At 47.0% G+C, this 21,544-nt stretch carries 16 protein-coding genes; 6 read left to right on the forward strand and 10 right to left on the reverse strand.

From position 1 onward, the window contains the following. Window positions 1-89 precede the first annotated feature (89 nt). A complete protein-coding gene (locus J2Z28_RS27290; RefSeq protein WP_211085295.1) occupies window positions 90-1,466 on the reverse strand; it encodes a right-handed parallel beta-helix repeat-containing protein in 1,377 nt (458 codons plus the stop codon). 553 nt (window positions 1,467-2,019) lie between these two features. Next, a complete protein-coding gene (locus tag J2Z28_RS27295; protein ID WP_211085296.1) occupies window positions 2,020-3,612 on the reverse strand; it encodes a catalase in 1,593 nt (530 codons plus the stop codon). Window positions 3,613-3,799: 187 nt separating this feature from the next. On the opposite strand from J2Z28_RS27295, the gene J2Z28_RS27300 reads away from it, so the two are divergent. Continuing rightward, complete coding sequence (locus tag J2Z28_RS27300; protein ID WP_211085297.1) at window positions 3,800-5,782, forward strand: ATP-dependent DNA helicase; 1,983 nt, start codon at window positions 3,800-3,802, stop codon at window positions 5,780-5,782. A 489-nt stretch (window positions 5,783-6,271) separates the two neighbouring features. On the opposite strand, the gene cysK is transcribed toward J2Z28_RS27300, so the two are convergent. Then, window positions 6,272-7,228: a cysteine synthase A gene (cysK, locus tag J2Z28_RS27305; protein WP_211085298.1), complete on the reverse strand. Its 957-nt coding sequence runs from the start codon at window positions 7,226-7,228 to the stop codon at window positions 6,272-6,274. 163 nt (window positions 7,229-7,391) lie between these two features. After that, window positions 7,392-7,775, reverse strand: a complete 384-nt coding sequence (locus J2Z28_RS27310) for a YhjD family protein (protein WP_211085299.1) — start codon at window positions 7,773-7,775, stop codon at window positions 7,392-7,394. Window positions 7,776-8,221: 446 nt separating this feature from the next. On the opposite strand from J2Z28_RS27310, the gene J2Z28_RS27315 reads away from it, so the two are divergent. Beyond that, window positions 8,222-11,785 carry an S-layer homology domain-containing protein gene (locus tag J2Z28_RS27315; protein ID WP_211085300.1) on the forward strand — a complete coding sequence of 1,188 codons (3,564 nt, stop codon included), beginning with the start codon at window positions 8,222-8,224 and terminating at the stop codon, window positions 11,783-11,785. Between the two features lie 592 nt (window positions 11,786-12,377). Here the strand turns inward: J2Z28_RS27315 and J2Z28_RS27320 are convergent. After that, the gene (locus tag J2Z28_RS27320; RefSeq protein ID WP_017687536.1) at window positions 12,378-12,611 is read right to left on the reverse strand and encodes a hypothetical protein; all 234 of its coding nucleotides are present in this window, start codon (window positions 12,609-12,611) and stop codon (window positions 12,378-12,380) included. Continuing rightward, the gene (locus J2Z28_RS27325; RefSeq protein WP_051447360.1) at window positions 12,608-13,645 is read right to left on the reverse strand and encodes a nucleotide-binding protein; all 1,038 of its coding nucleotides are present in this window, start codon (window positions 13,643-13,645) and stop codon (window positions 12,608-12,610) included. The genes J2Z28_RS27320 and J2Z28_RS27325 overlap by 4 nt, the downstream gene beginning before the upstream one ends. A 950-nt stretch (window positions 13,646-14,595) precedes the next feature. Here J2Z28_RS27325 and J2Z28_RS27330 point away from each other — a divergent pair. Then, a complete protein-coding gene (locus J2Z28_RS27330; protein ID WP_036614465.1) occupies window positions 14,596-15,330 on the forward strand; it encodes a YitT family protein in 735 nt (244 codons plus the stop codon). A gap of 184 nt (window positions 15,331-15,514) precedes the next feature. On the opposite strand, the gene J2Z28_RS27335 is transcribed toward J2Z28_RS27330, so the two are convergent. After that, window positions 15,515-15,985: a DUF2188 domain-containing protein gene (locus J2Z28_RS27335; protein ID WP_211085301.1), complete on the reverse strand. Its 471-nt coding sequence runs from the start codon at window positions 15,983-15,985 to the stop codon at window positions 15,515-15,517. 427 nt (window positions 15,986-16,412) lie between these two features. Between J2Z28_RS27335 and J2Z28_RS27340 the strand changes: the two genes are divergently transcribed. Beyond that, on the forward strand, window positions 16,413-17,213 hold the full coding sequence (locus tag J2Z28_RS27340) for a lipid II flippase Amj family protein (protein ID WP_076216967.1): 801 nt from the start codon (window positions 16,413-16,415) through the stop codon (window positions 17,211-17,213). A gap of 59 nt (window positions 17,214-17,272) precedes the next feature. On the opposite strand, the gene msrA is transcribed toward J2Z28_RS27340, so the two are convergent. Together msrA and J2Z28_RS27350 are read right to left on the reverse strand one after the other, a co-directional pair. Next, on the reverse strand, window positions 17,273-18,235 hold the full coding sequence (gene msrA / locus J2Z28_RS27345) for a peptide-methionine (S)-S-oxide reductase MsrA (RefSeq protein WP_211085302.1): 963 nt from the start codon (window positions 18,233-18,235) through the stop codon (window positions 17,273-17,275). 181 nt (window positions 18,236-18,416) lie between these two features. Then, window positions 18,417-19,028 carry a TVP38/TMEM64 family protein gene (locus tag J2Z28_RS27350; protein WP_211085303.1) on the reverse strand — a complete coding sequence of 204 codons (612 nt, stop codon included), beginning with the start codon at window positions 19,026-19,028 and terminating at the stop codon, window positions 18,417-18,419. Window positions 19,029-19,227: 199 nt separating this feature from the next. On the opposite strand from J2Z28_RS27350, the gene J2Z28_RS27355 reads away from it, so the two are divergent. Further along, the gene (locus J2Z28_RS27355) at window positions 19,228-20,166 is read left to right on the forward strand and encodes a Gfo/Idh/MocA family protein (RefSeq protein ID WP_211085304.1); all 939 of its coding nucleotides are present in this window, start codon (window positions 19,228-19,230) and stop codon (window positions 20,164-20,166) included. A 32-nt stretch (window positions 20,167-20,198) separates the two neighbouring features. Continuing rightward, window positions 20,199-20,513 carry a hypothetical protein gene (locus tag J2Z28_RS27360; RefSeq protein ID WP_036614451.1) on the forward strand — a complete coding sequence of 105 codons (315 nt, stop codon included), beginning with the start codon at window positions 20,199-20,201 and terminating at the stop codon, window positions 20,511-20,513. A 25-nt stretch (window positions 20,514-20,538) separates the two neighbouring features. On the opposite strand, the gene J2Z28_RS27365 is transcribed toward J2Z28_RS27360, so the two are convergent. After that, on the reverse strand, window positions 20,539-21,357 hold the full coding sequence (locus J2Z28_RS27365) for an AraC family transcriptional regulator (protein WP_211085305.1): 819 nt from the start codon (window positions 21,355-21,357) through the stop codon (window positions 20,539-20,541). Window positions 21,358-21,544 lie beyond the last annotated feature (187 nt).

Genomic DNA, 21,544 nt, shown 5'->3' on the forward strand with positions numbered 1-21,544 from the left:
AAAATCCCCTCCTCCATTACCACCGATCAGGCTGGCATGGGGGAGGGGATCTTGCTTTTAAATTATTCTTTTATCTTAGTACTTACCACTTACCGCGCACCAATATTCTTACCCGATGGCGTACCCGAGCCGATCAGATCACTACCACCTGCAAGCTTCAGGAAATTGCCCAATACAGGTGTTCCGTCCGCGCTACGTGTTACCGAAGGCACGAGGGAGACAAAGTCGGCTGCGCTGGCGAGCAGGCCTTTGGCGTTCTCGCTTTTTTTGTTCTTCCACCAGACGTTAGTGCTGCTGACGTCGGTTCCGCTTGTTTTGTCACTGGCGCCGCCTTGGAAGGACAGGTTGTTGGTGAAGATGTGGGTGCCTACATCAAAGGCAAAGTTGCTTTGCCCATTGTTCCAGGAGGTGTTATTTTTCATCTGGATCGAACCGGGATTGCTGTTGTAAGTGAAGCCGTGCTTTTTATTATTAAACGCAATGCTGTTCTCCACAATATGATTCACTGCAATCTTCTCACCGCCCAGCTTGAAGCCGTTGCCATCACTGTTAGAGGTAGAAGTACCGTCTGCGGTTGCCCCGTTCGCGTAGGCGATGCTGTTGCGGATCGTAACCGCGCCGATGGCGCCTGTGTCCGTTTTGCTATAGAGATCCCAGCCATCGTCCACGTTATAGGCGGCAATACAACCGTCGAAGACATTACCTGGGCCAACGGTCAGTTTGGCCGCAAAACCGTCTGCATCCTCGCCGTCATCCGGGTCATAGTTGTTGTGGGAGTAGGAACGAATCACTTCATTATATGCAGGCCATTCACTCTTGGCGGCTGTGGAAGCATAACGTCCCATTTGAATACCCGTATCCCGGTTGTGATGAGCTTCGATCTGCTCCAGACGGTTGTAGCTGCCTCCGATGAAGATGCCGTTATCGCCTGCACCCTTCACTTCAAGTCCTTTGACAAACCAGTAGTCTCCGAACATTTGCAGTCCACGATTGGTGGAAGCGAAGGCTTGAGCCGAGAAATCAAAGACCGGTTTCTCCGCTCCATACGCCACCAGGTTTTTACGTTGGCTCGATGTGCCGCTGTTGCCACGTTCAATGGTAATGGTCTGGGAGAAGTTATAGTTACCGCCGCGTAGATAGATGGTCTTGCCTGGGGCGATCTGGGTCAATGCGTTAGCGAGTGACGTAGGGCTGTTGATCGTACCCGGATTGCTGGCTGAACCGTTAGGAGACACATACAGATCACCCGCAGCAAGTGCGATATTCGAAGTCGCCACCGATTCAGAGGGATTTTGCAAATTGCTCTCGATCAGTTCTGCCGCACCAACCGACCCACCACCAATCAATAATAGAGGGAACGCGGCGCTCAGACAGATCTGGGCCATTTTGGATTTGAGGGAGCGTTCCTTCAGAGAACGTGCAGATCGTGCAGATACATGAGTGGATGTGGATGGGAATAATTTCATTACGTAAGCCTCCTTGGTTAATTGGGAATAGAATGAAGAGCATGTGGTAGCCGTGTACCAGACCGTTACCTATGAGATAGGTCATGCCGGCTGGTTAGATGTAATCTCTAGGACACAACTTTATGGTAAATGTTGTAAGCGTTATCATCAATAATCATCTGATCAGATGGAGGTACATGCAGGCAGGTCAGGCCTGCAAGCTTCCAATGCCTGTAATATCACGTGAATTATGTAATCTTTCCATTGGGTGATAGCTCTCATTTAACGAAGAATCATCTGAAATGAACGTAGAGAAGTACGCTTTTCCATCCCACGAGCACAAGTCTTACCTTCGATCCACTCATATGAACTTCTTTTAATTTAAAATACATAGTTGCATGCATCCTGAAGTGGAGATTACACTCAAGCTAGTCATGAAAAAGCCCTGATAGCAGCTGCAACGGGCAACTTGACGATCAGGGCTATGTTTAATTCAGAACGTAATCTGCTTACTCAAAATACCCAAATGTACCAACAGTGTCAGACTCAGCGATCCAAACGCTGTCCATCCACCTTAATATCCGTCCGTCTCACGACTCTGTTTCTTCGCTTGCTCCACGCTTGGTTCATGTTTCGGTTGGACTGTCGCACTATCATCGGTTTGAACAGAGGCCAACCCTTCAGAGACGCGCCGACCGTAATCCGCATCCGCTTGGGTGAAGTAAGAGATCATACGCTCCCGGATATCCGGTTTGCATTGCGCCAAAGCCCCGACCATGTTGCTGATCAGCTCATCCCGCTCCCAATCTTCGAACGCCCGGTACGTATCACCGGCTTGACCAAAATCATTCGTACGTTCGATCTTCTCACGCACTAGCCTGCCCTCCACCAATGGTTCATGCTCCTTACCACGTGGCGCCGCTTCCTTTAGTCCACCGAGCGATGAAGGCTCATAGTTCACATGCGGATTTTGACCCGGCGCCCGATCCACTTGATACTGCATCTGCCCGCCGCTCTGATTGGTCGCCACCCGATTTTTCGGCGCATTCACAGGCAATTGCAGGTAGTTTGCACCCACCCGGTGACGCTGGGTATCTGAATAAGAGAAGGTGCGTCCCTGCAGCAACTTGTCATCTGAGAAATCCAGCCCGTCTACCAATACACCTGTGCCAAACGCTGCTTGCTCCACTTCATTGAAATAATCCTCGGGATTACGATTCAGCGTCATTTTACCCACAGGTAGAAAAGGAAACTGCTCCTGCGGCCACAACTTGGTCGGGTCCAGCGGGTCGAAATCCAACTCCGGATGCTCGCCGTCCTCCATCACTTGAACGCACAGCTCCCATTCGGGATACTCCCCTTGTTCAATGGCGTGATACAGGTCCAATGTCGCATGATTGAAGTTCTGTCCTTGAATCTCGCTCGCGTCTTTTTGCAGCAGGTTGCGTATCCCTTGATTGAGCGGTTCCCAGTGGTATTTGATGAGTACGCCCGTGCCTTCCTGATTGACCCACTTATATGTATTGACACCCGAGCCTTGCATCTGCCGATAATTCGCTGGAATGCCCCATGGAGAGAAGAGGAATGTCACCATATGGGTAGCTTCAGGGCTCAGCGAGACAAAATCGAAAAACCGCTCCATATCCTGTGCATTGGTCAACGGGTCTGGCTTGAAGGCGTGTACCATATCCGGGAATTTGAGCGGGTCACGAATGAAAAAGATTTTCAGATTGTTACCCACCAGATCCCAGTTGCCATCTTCGGTATAGAATTTTACAGCAAATCCGCGCGGGTCCCGCAGGGTCTCCGGTGAATGTCCACCATGTATAACGGTAGAGAAGCGAACGAACACGGGCGTTAGTTTGCCTTTTTCCTGAAATAGACGTGCACGTGTGTACTTCGATACCGGTTCATCCCCGGCCGTTCCATACGCTTCAAATACGCCATGAGCACCAGCACCACGGGCATGGACCACACGTTCCGGAATACGTTCACGGTCGAAGTGAGTAATTTTTTCGAGAAAATGATAGTTCTCCAGCGTAGTCGGTCCCCGGCTGCCAACGGTTCGTACATTCTGATTGTCCGTAATGGGATGACCTTGTCGATCCGTTAATGTCTCAGGGTCTTTGTCTGAGGAATGCTCTGATTGTGAAGACTGATGATTCATGGAGTGGAGCACCGCCTTTCCTTAAAGTGGATTCCTGTATATATTTTCCCTGAAAATTGGTTCTATACATTAAACCTCGCAAATAATCTCGTAAAAAAAGCTTGTCACCCGCTTCATCGCGTGAGATAATTAACTTTTGCCCTGCGGCCTTTTTTGAACGGAAAATGAAAGAGGACCGCGTCTAAGAATGGAGGCTGACCTAGGATTGTCTACACAACGTTATCCTTTTGCATATGATCCGGCTGAACCTTTTGTATCCCGTCTCGGGGAATGGGTTGCCGATGTTTTTTACGATATTTTGCCAGAGTTCGGCTTCGAGGTGCGGGATGAACAGATTTTTATGGCGTACCAGCTCGAACGGGCCTATGGAGATAAAAAGACCATTATGGCGGAGGCCGGTGTCGGAACAGGCAAGACGTTAGTCTATCTGCTCTACGCGGTCTGTTATGCACGTTATACGGGCAAACCGGCAGTGATCGCCTGTGCCGATGAGTCCTTGATTGAACAGCTTGTGAAGCCCGGTGGAGATATTGCGAAGCTGGCTGCACATCTGGACTTGGAAGTGGACGCACGTCTGGGCAAGTCACCGGATCAATACGTCTGTCTGAACAAACTAAGTGCGATGCGATTTGCGGATGAAGATGCGCCTGTTATTGAAGAAGTGCATGAGAGTCTGCCAGATTTTGTGAATACGCCGGGTACACTTCAGGCCTTCCATCCGTATGGTGACCGCAAACAGTATCCACATCTAAATGATCGTCAGTGGAACAAAATCAACTGGGATCCGTTCCAGGATTGTTTTGTTTGTCCTAAAAGACAACGCTGCGGCCTGACGCTGTCGCGTGACCATTACCGTCGTTCCAAAGACATCATCATCTGTTCCCATGATTATTACATGGAGCATGTGTGGACCTATGATGCGCGCAAACGCGAGGGCCAACTGCCACTCCTGCCTGATCACAGTTCAGTTGTATTTGATGAAGGACATTTGCTGGAAGAAGCAGCCCTGAACGCACTGAGCTACAAGCTGAAACACCGCATTTTCGAGGAACTCGTCACTCGCCTGTTAGAAGGAGAGATTCGTGAATCCCTCGCGGAGTGTGTGGATGAAGCGATTGAGAGCAGTGAGCGACTGTTTGCGTTGCTGGATACGTATACGGTCGCGATCCCTGGTTCGGAACGGAAAGAAGTTCGGGTAGAGCCGCCACTGCTACGTGAGATTGAACGTCTGACGAGTGTGCTGGATGCAATCGGCGAAGAATTGGTATTTGAGAGCGGATTGTTCTCGCTGGATGGTTACCAGATGCGTGTCGTGGAAGAACATCTGGACATGATTCAGTCTGCACTTGCTTTGTTCCGTAAGGAAGATGGTTACATCTGTTGGGCGGAAGAGAGCGAGGATGAGACGACCTTATCGATAATGCCGCGCACCGTGAAGGAAATGCTGAACGAGCGTGTGTTCAACACAGGTATTCCAATCGTGTTCTCCTCCGCCACGTTATCTGTGGATAGTTCATTCCGTTATGTGGCGGACAGCCTGGGCATTGATGATTTTGTATCATTCTCGGTGGCTTCCCCGTATGATTATGCGGACAAAATGAAGATGAAGATTACCGCCGAAGCTGTGCCGGGTCACCCGGAGAACGAAAATCGCTTGCGTGACGCGGTGTCGTTACTTCAGGAGAGTGGAGGACGTGCGCTGGTTCTGTTCCGTACGATGGAAGAGCTACGCGCGTTCAAGCAGGACATCGTTCATGTACCTGAAGCAGAAGGTTTGCGCTTTATGTATGAGGGCGACCGGGAGATCAGTGATCTGATCGCGGCGTTCCAGCAGGATGAGGAGAGTGTGTTGTGCTCCGTTAATCTGTGGGAAGGACTGGACGTTCCAGGCCCGTCATTATCCAATGTCATGATCTGGTCGCTTCCGTATCCACCACAGGACCCTGTCTTCAATGCAAAACGCAGTGCGTCGGCAGCACCATACGAAGAGATCGATCTTCCGTATATGCTCTTGCGTGTGAAGCAAGGTCTTGGACGTCTGATTCGGACAAGCACCGATTCCGGTTCTGCGGTCATTCTCGATGAATCGCTGTATACCAAAAAGGAAGCCAAAGACCGCATTGCGGCCCTGCTTCCCGAAGGTGTGAAATGGACAACCCTGACACACTAACCAGCTTACGTTAAATATTCTTGCTTTAATTTTGATGATAAGGTTTCTTGCCAAAATAAGTTCTTGTTCTCTGCGGATTCACCATCCGTATGTGAGCAAGAGCTTTTTTTGTTTTGATGGTTCCTTCAATGTACTTCGCTTCCCTTTTTTTCGAGGGGTTTTCCCTCGCTCCTCGCTACCAATCGCTCCAACATTCTAACGAACCTACCGCACCTTATTAGGGTGATAATGAAGAGATGTAAATTCTAACGAATCTCAGTAACGTTATCCCGCCGAAAATAGCTCTTAAGCCTGTAAATCGACCGAATTTGGAGAAATAACGTCGCTGTGATTCGTTACACGTCAGACCTACGCAAATAGGAGCGAATAGCGTGTGTCAGGTTCATTAGAACCAATGACCAATGAGCGCTAATAAGGGAGGGCCTCTGTCATGCTCATGACTTATGGGACATGAAAGCCCCTTTTTGATGTGTACAGATTTATGCTGTGTTAAAAAATACCCATGCTCAGATACCGTTCCCCGGTATCCGGCGCAATGCAGAGCACTCGGTGCCCCGGCCCCAGTTCCTTCGCGATGCGAAGGGAGGCCCACACCGAAGCCCCGGAGGAAGGGCCGAGCAACAGCCCTTCCCGGGCAGCAAGCTGCCGCATCGTATCCAGTGCGTCCTCATCGGACACCTGGATGATGGCATCCCACACGTCGGTATTCAGGATGTCCGGAATGAACCCCGGACTTGTACCGACGAGCTTGTGTGGTCCGGGCTCGCCACCGGACAACACCGGAGAACCTTTGGGCTCCACCGCATAGATGCGGATATCGGGTAACTGCTTGCGCAGCTCTTCTCCCGTCCCGGTAATGGTTCCGCCGGTTCCCGCTGTAGCGATGAAGGCGTCCAGACTACCTTTCATCTGCTGCATAATCTCGGGAGCTGTCGTAATCCGGTGAATGTCCGGGTTTGCCTGATTTTCGAACTGCTGCGGAATGAAACTTCCCGGAATGTCTGCTTGAAGTTCTTTCGCTTTGCGAATCGCACCAGGCATCCGCTCCGCAGCAGGGGTGAGCACCACATCTGCGCCATAGGCTTTCAGAATGTTGATGCGCTCCTTGGACATATTGTCCGGCATAATCAGAATGGCTTTATATCCTTTGGCGGCGGCATTCATCGCAAGACCAATCCCGGTATTGCCGCTCGTCGGTTCAATAATGGTAGCACCAGGGACCAAGTGTCCCGCAAGTTCAGCCTGAACGATCAGGTTGTAGGCGGCACGGTCTTTGACGCTGCCACTTGGGTTGAAGTATTCCAGTTTCACGTATACATCAGCAGAGTTGCTGCCTGTGAGTCTGTTCAGTTTAACGGCAGGTGTCTGGCCGATCAGTTCTGTTACATCTGCGGCAATGCCTGTATGTGCGGGTGTTTGTTTAATCGAATGTGTATTCAAATCCATGAAGTACAACTCCTTGATTGATAAGACGTTGAGAGTATATCCGGTTGAAATCAATTCATGCCTTATTGGAATGGTTGGATATCTCTTCTCCATCTTAATGAACGTAACCTTCCGTGGTCAACTTGTTTTGCTGGGGCCCGGGTTCAATATTGTCAAAGTTATATCAAGTCTGCGCCAAGTCCATCTCCAGATGCCGACTGAGTTCTTTTTTGACTTCATTGCGTGCGAATGTCCACAGCATATAGAACCGTTGCCAATACCCTCTGCACATATACAGAGTTTCGATACCCTCGGCTTCCCGTTTCTCTTCCAGTACTTTGACACCGCGGGTTCTCATCTGTTTACGAAGGGCCAACATCTCCTTGAGCACATTGTTCTGAATGCGGGTCAGCGACAGAATGTAGACTTCAGGCATCTTCAACAGCAGCGTATCCAGTGTGTGAATATCTCGTTCAAGTACATCCAGCAAAAGCGTGCGCACAACCAGACCTTTGATCAGACGATGGTCTTCATCCGCAGGGGATGGGGCGGAAGTTGAGGATGTCATATGTTCACTTCCTTAGCCATAAATATATCGTTCTAATTAGGAACAAACGTTCCTGTTTATAGTATAGTCAGCATAATCCTGAGCCATGCAGGTTTCAACCTGAAAATATTTACATTCTCTCTTAAAGGCAGGTTGAATCACTTAAAAGCCCTTGTGAAATAAGGCTCGTAGGCAATTTCAACTTGTCGGAATGCAGAACATACAAGGAGAATGTACTCCCCGTGTTTAGAGTTTGTTTATAGTAGCTCGTTATAATATCTTTAAAATTTCAAACCAGATCGAAAGGAGTGCTAAATCTTTTAAAAATACATATTTCGATGGATGTACGTCTGATGGATATACGAGCCATAGTAGTTGAGTAGCTCTTAAGTAGATTTGTAAGGTTTAGACGGAGATGAAGTCGCGAGGGACAAGGATGTTATATGATGAATGGAAGGACGATGGTGATGAATAAAAGATTACTGAGGTTTAAAAAAGTGATGACGATGCTGATTGTGGCTGCTTTAACTTTTGGAGGATTTCCAGGGTTTCAGGCATTAGGTGCAGATCGTGCTTATGCGGCAAGTGGAACGTGGACAGATGTGGGTGGAGTTGGATTTACATCAGGGCAGGCGGAGAATATTACGTTGGTTTTTGATCGGGAGGGTACACCGTACACCGTATTTAAGGATGGAACCAAAGGCGGGAAAGCAACGGTTCTAAAATATGTTTCTGGAGCATGGCAATACGTGGGGCCTGCCGGTTTCTCTACGGGCGAGATACATAACACTTCATCGCTTGCATTTGATTCTCATAATACTCCATACGCAGCTTATCAGGATGGTGATAATGGAAGTAAAGCAACAGTTATGAAATTTAGCGGAGAACAATGGGAGATTGTGGGTAGTGCTGGTTTTTCTGCAGGAGCTGCAGTTTACGTTACACTTGCTTTTAGTCCTGATGATACCCCTTACGTTGGTTACCGGGATCATGCTGCAAGTACTAAAGTGACGGTAAAAAAATTGAATGGAAATCAGTGGGAGACCGTTGGAACTGCCGGCTTTACGACAGGTGTTGCACTAGAGATGTCCAAACTTATTTTTGATGCTAACGGAATTCCATATTTTGCTTTTAAAGATTCAACAAATAATAAATTGACTGTCATGCAGTTTGCAGGTGGTTCATGGAAAAATGTAGGAAATGCAGCATTTACAGCAGACTCAGCATCTTACCCGTCCCTAGCATTTGGTCCGAACAATGTACCTTATGTTGCATTTCAAGACGGTTCTAAGAGTTATAAAGCAACTGTAATGAAACTGAATGGTAGCCAGTGGAAAGTGGTAGGGACTGAGGGATTCTCAACAGGAACACTAAATAGTATGTCTCTGGCTTTTGATCCGCAAGGTATCCCTTATGTAGCTTTCAAAAATCTAGTTAATTTTAGCATGGAGCCGCAGGGTGTAATGATGAAATTGGACGGGACTCAATGGACCGTGGTTGGGGGAAAACCATTTTCCGCTGGCCAAATCAATGAAACTTCACTCGCATTTGGTCCAAATGGAAATCCCTACGTTGCTTATGCGGACGGAAATAAAAATTACAAGCTGACGGTCATGACACTTTCTACAGAACATTCAGTGACTTACAACGCCAATGGCGGGATCACAGGAAGTGTTCCCATCGACAACAACAAGTATCAAAAAGATGCAACAGTAACTGTGTTAGATAGCACTGGAGAACTGGACCGGGAAGATTATCAATTCACCGGATGGAATACAGCAGCAGATGGTAGCGGAACCAGCTACAGCGCAGCGGATACATTCTCCATGAATGATAGTGATGTTACGTTGTATGCACAGTGGCAACCGCTATATGTAAATATTAGTTTTGAATCCAACGGCGGAACCGAGATTGACAATCAAAAGGTGAACTACAATAGCTCGGCTGTAAATCCTGATACTCCAGAAAAAGCAGGATATACGTTCTCGGGCTGGTATCAGGATAGCCAATTGCTTCAGGCTTTTGATTTCAATACGAGTCTGACGCAAAATATTACGCTATATGCGAAGTGGAAGTCGTCAACAGCAACACTCTCCACTCTGACGATAAGTTCAGGGCATCTGACACCGGACTTCTCTGCGGATGAACTCGATTATCGCGTAGATCTTGAATCTGACGTGACAAGTGTGAGTTTCTCCTTAAGCAAAGCAAATGAAGGACAAGGCGTAATGGTAACAGGGGCTACGGATGAGACGGTGACAGATGGTATATACACCTATACCGTTACGGATCTAGTATACGGCTCAAATCTTGTAAACATTAATGTTCAGGCGGAGGACGGCACTAGTAACGACTATAAACTTAACATCAATCGAATTGACATCACCAATGCCAAGTTGAGTGAAATAACTCTATCTTCGATCACATTAACTCCAACATTCAATCCAGATGTAGAGATTTATGAAGCGACGGTCAGTAGTTCCGTTAGCACGACTGAAATCAGCGTTAAACCCGATCAAACTGGAACCACAGTGAAAATTAATGGTGTGAATAGTAATAGTACAATCGTGCAATTAGTCAGTGGTATGAATACAATTACGATTGAAGTGACTGCATTGGACGGAATAAGCAAGAAAACATATACGCTGAACATCAAGCGCAATAGTGATAGTTCAGGTGGTTCGGGTGGCAATGGAAACTCAGGTGGTTCCAGTTCTGGTGGAAACAGCACAAATACACCAGTGACTAATCCCGTCGTAACTCCGCCATCCACAGGGGCTAAGGTGCTCGTGAACGGTAAAGCCGAGAACGCTGGAAGCTTAGCCACTACTGAAGTGAACGGGCGAAAAGTTGTAACCCTTACAGTGGACGCAGTTCTCATTGCACAAAAACTTCAAACCGAGGGGAACAACGCGATTGTCACGATCCCTGTGACGGGTAATAGCCAAGGAGATCTGGTTATTGGTGAACTGACGGGCCAGACAGTCAAACTCATGGCTGACAAACAAGCCGTATTGGTGCTTCAAACGGATATTGCCTCTTACACGTTACCTGCACAGCAGGTTAATATTGAGAAGCTCGCGCAGCAACTGGGTATGAATTCTGACAATTCCTTGGAGAACATCAAACTGGGAATCGAAATTTCACAGCCAACAGAAGCAGTCATACAGACAGCACAATCAGCAGCTCAGCAAAATGGATATACTCTTCTGGGATCACCAGTTGATTTCAAAGTAACAGCCACCTTGAATGGCAAATCCGTGAGCGTGGATAAGTTCAATAGTTATGTATCACGTACAATTGCATTACCAGCGAACGTTGATCCTAACCAGATCACCACAGGTGTTGTAGTGGATGCAGAAGGAAATGTGCGCCATATACCCACAAAAATTACACAAGTCAATGGGATATACCATGCACAGATTAACAGCTTGACCAACAGTGTGTATGCCGTTATCTGGCACCCGCATACCTTCACTGATGTAGCCCAACACTGGGCCGAGACCGAAGTGAATGATATGGGTTCTCGTATGGTTATCGAGGGCATCACGGATACAACCTTTGAACCGAACCGTGGAGTTACACGTGCAGAGTTCGCTGCCATACTGGTACGTGGATTAGGATTAAAACCTGGAGAACGGGTTAGCTCTTTCAAAGACGTGAATGGAAGCAAGTGGTTCGCGGGTGCTGTGAACACAGCGTCCAGCTATGGCCTAATCGATGGATATGAAGATGGAACATTCCGTCCACAGGCACAGATTACTCGTCAGGAAGGGATGGCGCTCATAGCACGGGCTATGACTGTGATTGGAATGGAACCAGCAGCGTCTGCCGGGAACGTTCAGCAATGGTCTGATTACGCAGATGCTGAGCAAGTAGCAAGTTGGGCGAAGGATGCAGTAGCATCGAGCATCTCCGCCGGACTGGTGTCCGGACGTGGAAAAGATACCATTGCTCCGAATCAATCGATTACCCGTGCCGAAACAGCTGTGATTATACGCAGATTGCTTCAACAGTCTGGTCTGATTTAGACAGCCCCAACTTATATGTACGAAATTAATGACTAATGAAACAGGCAGCGCGAGGTTATGCGTTGCCTGTTTTGTTTTATGAAAGAAAATAAATTCTATTCAACTCAACTCAACTCAACTCTTATTGAACTTATTTTAGGTCAAAATAAATTATTCCCAAAATGAATTTTAGAAAACTATTTTTTATTTACAGAACATATGTTCTTGTATTATAATTGGAAATAGCAAGTAGCAGGAAAGACGTGAACTATTACGATCATTCCTCGTCTTCTTTAATTTACTGAAAGCAACAATCAGGACAAGCTCACTCCAAAATTAGGTATAATTTATGGGTTTTGCAGGAAACCTAAGGCCATAAACCAAATAAGTCTTATGCAGTGCAGTCTGCTACAGAAGTAATTACAAGCAATAAATTAAGCAATCAATTACAATAATGAGTCAGGATGAATTGCCTTAACACGATGGCACCAGTCAACGAGTAGAAGCAGTTTTATTTTTAGCGAAAATGAGCAACAAAAAAGCCCCTGCCTTGGGCGGCGGGGCCTATGGAATACTGCCGATTCAGCGGCAGGTTTGATGATGTGTTCAGCAATTAAGCAAGATATTGAGGCTTTTCGTAGAACGCCTCTTTTTCAAGGATGACCTTATAAGGTCTTTCCTTGCCCTTCAGGGAGGGCCCAATGGTAGTTAGCGGTACGGCCGGCTTGTGGAAACGATCTTCTTCCTTGGGTTCCGGAACCGGTCGTGATGATTCGGGCGCAGAACTGAGGCGTACCTTTTTTTCGCTGCCCCAGCGCTTGCTTATTTTTTTCGTTTCCGGTTTCATTCCGGTTCGCCTCCTAACAAATCGTTGATGGCGTTGAACAGTTGACGATTCTGTAGGTCAATCTGCTGAAATACCGCCTCATCCGCTTCAATATGTCCAATAATGTGAACGGTGATAACATACCTCTTGGCTACAGGATAGCATAGCAGATACTCTTTCTCAAGGTAATCATCATACAGGTTAATCTTGATTTTATTCTCCCGGTAAGAATCAATCACCAGGATGCGCTTGGGATCATCCGGTTGTTTGTCGTCGTTAGCGGACAAGTCATACTTTCTCCCCGGTTCTCCAACATTACCACATAATTGCTCAATGTAACCACTGTCATCTGTACGGTATATGGCTGTGCCACGTACAGCGAATGGAGGATGAGAGACAAAGGCAGTACGCAGGGCATCGCTCATTCGCTCCAGCATCTTGGCATCTGCTTTGCGGGTACGCAGCAATTCCCTAAAGAACCGCAGCAACTTAAGCAGTTGTAACCTCGCTTCTCCCTCAGTGCGTTTATGCTTCTCAATGATGTTCTCCAATTCTGGATCACTCCAGCGTCCTTGTTCCTCAATACTGTCTGCGATTTTGGAACATGCCACGGACACGGCTGGTGCCCACTTTCCGTCAGAACGGATTTCATATACGAGTGGATTTAATCCCAGCAGATCTGTGGGCATACGCAATCCTTCGACTTTGGTTGTGTCCTTGATGTCTGTAATATCCTCAGGAAGAATGAAAAAAATACGTTTTCGTCCCAGACGACCCATAAACAGACCCATTTCCAGCATTGTATTATCCCGGACCGACGCGTAGTACTTCCCGCGAATTTTGGATATATCATCCGGATGAAAAATAAAAATGGCAAAGTCAGTCGTACGGACCTCTACTTCCAGATCGTCCATGGTATAGCTGCTTGGATTAAAAACCCCGGAATACCAAGGGGTAACTTCGGCTGAAAAACGTAAGTTTTCGTGTACTGCGGCTGCAATCGGCTTCGCTTCCAGCGAGCAGCCAATAAAGACTCTTGGCTTTAACGTTTTCATCAATCCGCCTCGCTTAAACGGTAGTGGGATTCAATTGTTATATTATACCATAAACAGCAGAGTAAGTCTGGAAACGTCTGAACTGGACAAAGAATAAGCCGATTACGTTTGCTATAGTGTATGTGTGAAAGGAAAATGATTCCTTCAAAAAGCGCAAGAAAATAAAAAAAGGCCCCAATTTGTCACAGTTGGGTGACTGACAGTTATTTTTGGAAGCTTTGGTCATAGAATAAAGGAGCAGGTTGCACCATTAGCAAGCATTGCTTATCCTGGTGTTGCCGTATGACTGCTGGAGCAGTCCAAAGGCTGCTTTATGCCTGTTTTTGAGGGGTCTACTGTTTAGACCCGGTCACGTTGGTGTTATATAATAGAAGAACAAGCAAGTTAGCTTTGGTGTTTAAACTGAATGAACTTGCAACTGGTGTAAGTTGGATTTACAATTTACACAGGAACGAAGAGTGCAGAACCCATCTGTAGAAGCGAAGCGTTCGACTGAAAGCTTTTTGAATGAAAGCAGCTTCGGAAGCATAAGCGATCACCGGATTTTCCCCAGAGGGAAAATGGAATTCCAAAAATCCGGGGATAACCGCGATCGAAAGAGGGTACTGTAATCCAAGTGTAAGTGTACAATTAAATGTTCAAGCTTATGCATTGTAGTTATTTTTCAGTTTAACTGAGCACAGCTAACCACAACAGAACAGAAAGGATCAGGATACCATGAGTTCCCGAAGGACAATCTCCCCAAGGACGATCTGGAAACGTTACGATCTCTCATACACATAGCGCCCCTTGTAGAGTACACCAACCGGTTTCAAAAAAACGGCTGACTCTGCGAAAGAGGGGATTGGAATGAATATTCGAAGGACGTACACGATGATTTCTTCCAGGCTTACCTTTTGCAGGGTACGGTCGGTATAAAAAACCAACCTACAAACTGCGAGGGAACCTGAATGAAGAGAACATCGTTAACCTTACAACACGTTAAAACAGAGGCGATCAAATTCGCCATTATGCTACTCGGTACATTTATTTTAGCTTTTGCTTATTATCACATTAACTTTCAGAATCATTTATCGGAGGGCGGATTTGTTGGTCTGGCCCTGCTCGGAAAATACGCAACAGGCTTATCACCTGCTATCGGTATGTTGTTACTGGACATTCCGGTCATGATCCTGGCTTGGTTCCTCAAAGGCTGGAAATTCATGATTCAGGCATTGCTTGGCGTCGGTGCATTTTCCCTATTCTATGACGGCTTTGAACGATACTCCACACTGGTATTGTCGTTTAACGGAAATCTGTGGATTCCGGCCGTTCTATCCGGTATATTGACAGGGGTAGGCGCTGGGATCGTGCTTCGATTCGGTGGAGCGACAGGTGGAGACGATATTCTCGCCGTGCTGGTTAGCCGCTGGAAGGGATGGAAGCTGGGAACAGTTTTCTTTGTCAGCGATGCTTTTGTATTGGGATTGTCGCTTTTCTTTCTTCCGGTAAAAGAAACTTTATATACGATTCTGGCCGTATGGATTGCCAGCAAAGTCATCACGTACGTCGTTAGTGTTCCGGCTCGCGGAACCGTGGTTACAACTTCGGCTGTGAAATTGCCGATGCCATCGGCTGCAGCCAAGGCAGTTAACGCTGCTGCTATTTCACAACGGACTACGGTGGCTAGAGGTGTATCCAATTAACCATACGTTTCAGAACAACCATAACCTGTATGCATCATATTCAGGTCTTGATAGTTAAAGTTCATACAAAATCCCTTTTGACTGCTCTTCAGCAGCAAAAGGGATTTTGTTGTTTTTGCTCGTGGAATGATTTTATATTCGCTGAACTGTGTGAACGGCCATTTTCCGATGTCATCCGATTCATTCAAGACTTGATCGAAGAAGCAATCTGACCATCCTGATTATGGATAATCGCTCGAATATTTTGTTTGCTGCTCAGTTCTTTGGCCTTATCTACAGCTTCTGCCTTAGTATCAAATGTGGACAGATAGCTAGACTTTCCTTCTTCCTTGATCGCCCAGCCAGAGTCGGTAGGCACTACATGGATGTTGTCATGACTTTTGGACGAAGATACGGGCTCAGAATGACGACGTTCCGTGGAAGACGACTTTTTAGGGTTGGAATTATCGGAAGAAGATGTGGAGTCCGATTTCGAACTTTCCGGTGCGGGATGATTTTCATCCCATTCTTCCGCCTTAGCTGTCGCTATGGCAATCGAGCGTCCTTCCTCATACCCGTCATCGAGCAGAGCATTGGCAATCTCAATTGCTTTATGTCTAACACGTGGTTCCAGGTTTTTCATGGATACCGGATAATCCTGTTTATTCCAAGGCATATGAACCCCTCCTGTACAATGATGGATTAGTTGTATATTACCCTTTGAGGGGAGGGATAAACGATGAACATCCGAGGTCGTAAGTGCATTTACCGATGATCTATATAAATTGAAATAAACATTTACACAAAACGGAGAGGACAGAAAGTACCTGAAGAAGAGGAGCTAAGAGCTTTCTGTGGAAAGCAACTTCGTAAGCAAAAACTCGCCTTTATCCCCGGATTTCCCCCTTTATAAAAGGAATCAAAAAAATCTGGGGATAACAGCGATCGGAAGGTTGTTCTGTCATCGGAGTGTCCAGTGTAAATATTCTTTAGTTCAACTATATTGAAGGATCTCGTTCCTATACTTTTGCAAGCCAGAGGAGTATAATGCTGTCCATGGAAGGAATAAGTTCAATAAAAGGAAGATAAAGGAGTACATACATATGTTTAGTCTTAGCCTGGCAATCCCTATGTTGTTCACCATGCTGATTCATGCTGCAGACAGCTTGTCTTACGCGCTCCGCCTTGGTGGTTTACGCACCCGCAGAATCGCGCTAGCCATTTCACTCGCGGGTATCTTGCTGTTGGTTTCTCGAACCTCGAATATGGCCCAGGGCCCGATGGTAGGTAATCTGGTGGATACCGCAACACGGGGAGCCAATCCACACTTTGCAGCACAGCTACATTGGTTAATGGGTGCGGCAACGATAGGAACGGCATTAGCCATATTGTGTTTTCCAACCATGGTGAAGCTCTCATCAAGAATGGTTGTACATTTTGAAGCAGCCGGTTCCATCCCTGCGATGGTTCGCGGTATGCTGAAGCGAAGTAAGATTAGAAATGCAACGTATTACATCACCCCGCCATCCTGGAAGATGGCCAAACGATTGGTACAGCATGGGATGCCAAGACGGTTAATGCTGCTGAATGTAGCGGTAACCGCAATCTATACCACTGGTGTCCTGTCCAGCTTGTACGCAGCTTATCTTTACCCAGGGCAGGCTGTAGCTGCATCCCAATCAACCGGGCTAATTAACGGAATAGCGACTATTTTGTTAACCATCCTGATTGATCCGCGGATTTCCCTGCTCAGTGACCGATCATTACGTGGCGAGATCCGTTTGGATCGCATGAATCAGATTTATGGCTGCATGCTCGTATCCCGTTTATTCGGTACACTGTTGGCACAGTTGTTATTAATTCCATTTGCGTACTGGATCGGTTGGATTGTAAGTATGATGTAGTTGTAATGTACAACAAAAAGAGCAGCGGGATCATCCCACTGCTCTTTTAGTATTAAAACTTATTGGAAAAGGACGGCGTACTCACCGTATCCTTCTTTATCCATGTCTTCTTTGGGTACAAAACGAAGTGCCGCAGAGTTGATGCAATAACGCATTCCACCTGCTTCGGCAGGACCATCGTTGAACAGGTGACCCAGATGGGAATCGCCCTCACGACTTCTCACTTCGGTACGAATCATGAAGTGGCTGAGATCGGTTTTTTCCTTCACGTTGTGGTCACGCAATGGACGTGTGAAGCTCGGCCAGCCGCAGCCGGAGTCGTATTTGTCAGTAGAACTGAACAATGGCTCGCCAGATACGATGTCCACATAGATACCATCACCGTGGTGATCCCAGAATTCGTTATGGAATGCAGGCTCGGTCGCGCTGTTCTGCGTAACTTCATATTGAAGCGGCGTCAAACGCTCTTTCAGCCCGTCTTTATCCACGTTACCGGTCCAGTTGCGTTCGATGAAATCTACACGTCCAGAACCTTTGCTGTAGCGTTTGTAATGGGCAGGGTTCTTCCGGTGATAATTTTGGTGATGTTCTTCCGCTTCATAGAACGGTTTGGCTGGCAAAATCGGAGTGAAGATTGGTTTGTCAAAACGTCCGCTTTGTCCCAGCTCCGCTTTGGAAGTTTCCGCAATCTGGCGCTGTTCTTCGCTATGATAGAAGATGGCCGTCTGATAGGAAGATCCACGGTCATGGAATTGCCCGCCTGTATCCGTAGGATCAATCTGCTGCCAGAACAGTTCAACCAGTTTCTTATAAGGGAAGATGGCAGGGTCAAACGTAATTTGCACAGCTTCTACATGTCCTGTTGTCTCCGAGCAGACTTCTTCATATGTTGGATTCTCGGTATGTCCTCCTGTATAACCCGATACGATCTTATGAATACCGGGCAGTTCTTCAAAGGGGGATACCATACACCAGAAGCATCCGCCTGCAAAAGTTGCTAACTCACTTGAATGTTGTTCCATGCTATAGTCACTCCATTTCTGATGAAGATTTAGCGCTCGTGTTCGAGCTCCAGCAATCTACCGTTTTATTAAAACTTGTTACACAAGCATTAGGCTTGCTCTTCTATTATATCCTGAATTGGCAAGCCAACCAAGCCGGAATGAAAACAAGCTGGATCTGAACGCTTTGCGAATTCTGAATTCAGGCTTTGTTGCGTGACCGAAAGCGAAATAAGAGCAATACAATGGTCATGAACACCAGATATCCGGCAAGGATTCCCAGGCTCAGCCAGATTGAGGTTTCAGCCTGTGCACCTGTATAGGCAAATACAAAAATCGCTGGCATTTTCCCAATGGCCGTGGCAAGCATGAAGACCCAGAATGGCGTGTACGTTATACCTGCGTAGATATTAACGGCCATCTGAGGCACGATCGGCAACAGTCGCATCGACATGACACCCATGAACGGATGTGCTTCCATCCATGTGGTAAAACGGTTTAGACCCCGAATGCGTTCGAGGTACGATCTCGCCTGATGTCTAAAGATCGTTCTTGCTCCGCCATAAACGAGCATGGCAGCAAGTGTTGTGCCAAGCCAGCATATCCAGGCTGCCGTGGTGGTACCGTAACTGTAACCAAAGGCGATAATAACAAACTTATAAGGAATTACAGGCACAAGAGCAAACAAGGTTGCCATGGCGAGTAACAGCGGAATGGACTGATGAAGATCGGTCCAGGCCAGCAGTTCATATCTGTAAATAAACGTGACTCCTGCAAGTAAAACATATAACAGAAGCCATAACCATTTTCGCAAAATCCCAAACGCTCCTTTCAGATCAGGCAGGTCTGGTCGTGTCCCGATCTGTACTGCTGTTCCTCCTAAGTTTACCACGTTCGCCCATTGTCTGAACAATTCGTGCGAAGTGTGCTGCAATCACTGGCAAGTTGCTGTCCGAAGGGTTACACTATAGGACGTGGAAATATAGAACCGAACTGAAGGTGGAATGATCATCATGGAAACAACCCAACGTAAACGAGTTGCAATTATCGGCCTCGGCGATATTGCACGTAAAGTATATTTGCCGCTGTTAACAGCTCATCCGAACGTGGAGATTGTAGGCATTATGAACCGATCTCCGGAGCCGGTCAAAGCCGTTCAGGAGGCGTATCGATTAGAACGGGGAACAACGGATCTGAAAGAACTGTTGTCCTGGGACTTGGATGCGGTGTTTGTACATACAGCAACGGAAGCGCACTTTGACATTGTCATGCAATGTCTGGAACAGGGATTAGCCGTGTACGTAGACAAACCGTTATCCTATACGATTCGGGAGTCGGAAGAGATGACTGCTTTTGCCGAGGCACAAGGGCTGTTGCTGGCAGTGGGCTTCAACCGCAGATTCGCACCGATGTACCAAAAAGCGAAAGAATGGATGCAGGGTGGAAAAGGTTTTGAATCCTTGACAGTGACCAAACATCGTACAGGCATTCAGGATCGTCCTGCGGCGGAAACCATCTATGATGATCTCATCCATATGCTGGATCTGATGTTGTGGTACTCGGATCATAATGTGGAGTTGCTTCATCAATGGATTCGGAAGAATGATCTGGACAGACTGCTGCATGCAACCGGAACGGCCAAGCTGGGCAGAACAGCCTACGGTCGATTCGATATGGTGCGTGAAGCTGGGGCAGATCTGGAGAAGATCGAATTGCATGGTGGTGGACGATCTGTTGAAGTGGTGAACATGGACACGATCAGCTGCATGGAACAGGGGAGTCTGGAAACCAAAGAAACGTTCGGGAGCTGGGACACCGTGTTAACACGCAGAGGTTTTAGCGGAGCAGTTGATAATTTCCTGGCTTGTCTGGACTCACCTGATGATTGCCTGATCAGTGCAAGTCATGTCATGGAAAGTCATGAACTGGCGGAACAATTGATTCGCAAATAATTGCAGAATACACATACGGAGGAATACAAGTCATGGATGAATATGAAAAGGAACGTAATAAACAGATCGAGGAAGCTGTTGTAGAAACCTATAAACAGGAAGAAGAGATGATGATCCTCGTATTTGCCCAGTGGTGTGTCAATAATGGTTTGGACCCGGAAGAGATGTACCGGCAAGCCTACCCGAATCAGCAGAGCAACGAGCGTTTGCAGCAGGTGCAGAAGCTGATTGTATCCAAGGAGGAAGCCGGTGAGATCCCGGATGATACGGTACTTGGCGTGTTGTCCATGTTTGGAAATGAAGATCTGGCGATGGTTGTATCCGAGGCCATAGCCGCGCGCAAATAAGTTCAACTTACGTATACTGGTATGATTACATCTGTTCCCGGTGAATGACGCGGAATTCCTTCGGGGACATGCCGAACCGGGAACGGAATACCCGATGAAAATAGGTGTAGTTGTTAAAGCCGGAAGACTCAGACACTTGCTCCAGGGTCATTGGACTGAAAATAATCCGTTCCCTGGCCATATTCAGCCTTACGTCAAGCGTGTATTGCATGATGCTTTTGCCAAACGCTTCTTTGAAGAGATGAACACCCCGTGAGACACTGATGCCAATATGTGTTGCCACATCATCGAGCTTGAATAAAGAGGAAGCGTTTTCTTCAATGTAGTTTTTGATCTCATAAGCCACGTAATTGGTATTGGTTATCGTCGGATGCTCCGAGAGTAGACGATCCACTTCGAGACATAAAATCCGCATATAATAACTTGAAATTTCCGGATAAGGATTGGAGATGCGGCGTTGCTCCAGTACGAGCTGTCGAAACAGGACCAAGAGGCTTTCCGTCAGTTCGACTTTAATTCGGGTCGGCCGTGTGTGACGTTTCCACCACTCATCCACCCAGGAACCATTAAAGAAGATGTGATAGTCGCCACTCTCCACCAGTCGTTCTCCCATCGGATTGGTTTCATTGTCTATTCTCAGCTCATAGGGTTCGTCAGGATCAAAAAGAAGCAGATCGCCCGCATCCACCAGGGACATGTCCCCGTCTATGCGTGCACGGCAACGTCCGTCTGTTTGCAGTCTTAACAGGTAGTTCTTCACCCCTTCAGGCTGCACCATAGCGTAGGGTTTACGATGAAATGAAAAGCCTGCTGTAAGAACTTGGCAGGTTTGGTCTGTCGGCATGGGCATACTCCTTGCAATTTGAAAATTATGACCAGATAGTTCATGTTTCAATCATATTATTCATTTTAATTGAAGCTGAAACGGAATACCATAGTATTAGATTTAAGGAACAGGAAACATCCAACAAAACATATGTATCTCAACCATTCAAACGCAGATTTTCACCATGCGTAAGGAGATGAACATC

This window comes from Paenibacillus xylanexedens, assembly GCF_017874615.1.
Classification (GTDB): domain Bacteria; phylum Bacillota; class Bacilli; order Paenibacillales; family Paenibacillaceae; genus Paenibacillus; species Paenibacillus xylanexedens.

Excerpts from the sequence above, each read along its gene's own strand:
- J2Z28_RS27290 (WP_211085295.1), bottom strand. The coding sequence starts at position 1,466 with ATGAAATTATTCCCATCCACATCCACTCATGTATCTGCACGATCTGCA.
- J2Z28_RS27295 (WP_211085296.1), bottom strand. The coding sequence starts at position 3,612 with ATGAATCATCAGTCTTCACAATCAGAGCATTCCTCAGACAAAGACCCT.
- J2Z28_RS27300 (WP_211085297.1), top strand. The coding sequence starts at position 3,800 with ATGGAGGCTGACCTAGGATTGTCTACACAACGTTATCCTTTTGCATAT.
- cysK (WP_211085298.1), bottom strand. The coding sequence starts at position 7,228 with ATGGATTTGAATACACATTCGATTAAACAAACACCCGCACATACAGGC.
- J2Z28_RS27310 (WP_211085299.1), bottom strand. The coding sequence starts at position 7,775 with ATGACATCCTCAACTTCCGCCCCATCCCCTGCGGATGAAGACCATCGT.
- J2Z28_RS27315 (WP_211085300.1), top strand. The coding sequence starts at position 8,222 with ATGAATAAAAGATTACTGAGGTTTAAAAAAGTGATGACGATGCTGATT.
- J2Z28_RS27320 (WP_017687536.1), bottom strand. The coding sequence starts at position 12,611 with ATGAAACCGGAAACGAAAAAAATAAGCAAGCGCTGGGGCAGCGAAAAA.
- J2Z28_RS27325 (WP_051447360.1), bottom strand. The coding sequence starts at position 13,645 with ATGAAAACGTTAAAGCCAAGAGTCTTTATTGGCTGCTCGCTGGAAGCG.
- J2Z28_RS27330 (WP_036614465.1), top strand. The coding sequence starts at position 14,596 with ATGAAGAGAACATCGTTAACCTTACAACACGTTAAAACAGAGGCGATC.
- J2Z28_RS27335 (WP_211085301.1), bottom strand. The coding sequence starts at position 15,985 with ATGCCTTGGAATAAACAGGATTATCCGGTATCCATGAAAAACCTGGAA.
- J2Z28_RS27340 (WP_076216967.1), top strand. The coding sequence starts at position 16,413 with ATGTTTAGTCTTAGCCTGGCAATCCCTATGTTGTTCACCATGCTGATT.
- msrA (WP_211085302.1), bottom strand. The coding sequence starts at position 18,235 with ATGGAACAACATTCAAGTGAGTTAGCAACTTTTGCAGGCGGATGCTTC.
- J2Z28_RS27355 (WP_211085304.1), top strand. The coding sequence starts at position 19,228 with ATGGAAACAACCCAACGTAAACGAGTTGCAATTATCGGCCTCGGCGAT.
- J2Z28_RS27360 (WP_036614451.1), top strand. The coding sequence starts at position 20,199 with ATGGATGAATATGAAAAGGAACGTAATAAACAGATCGAGGAAGCTGTT.
- J2Z28_RS27365 (WP_211085305.1), bottom strand. The coding sequence starts at position 21,357 with ATGCCGACAGACCAAACCTGCCAAGTTCTTACAGCAGGCTTTTCATTT.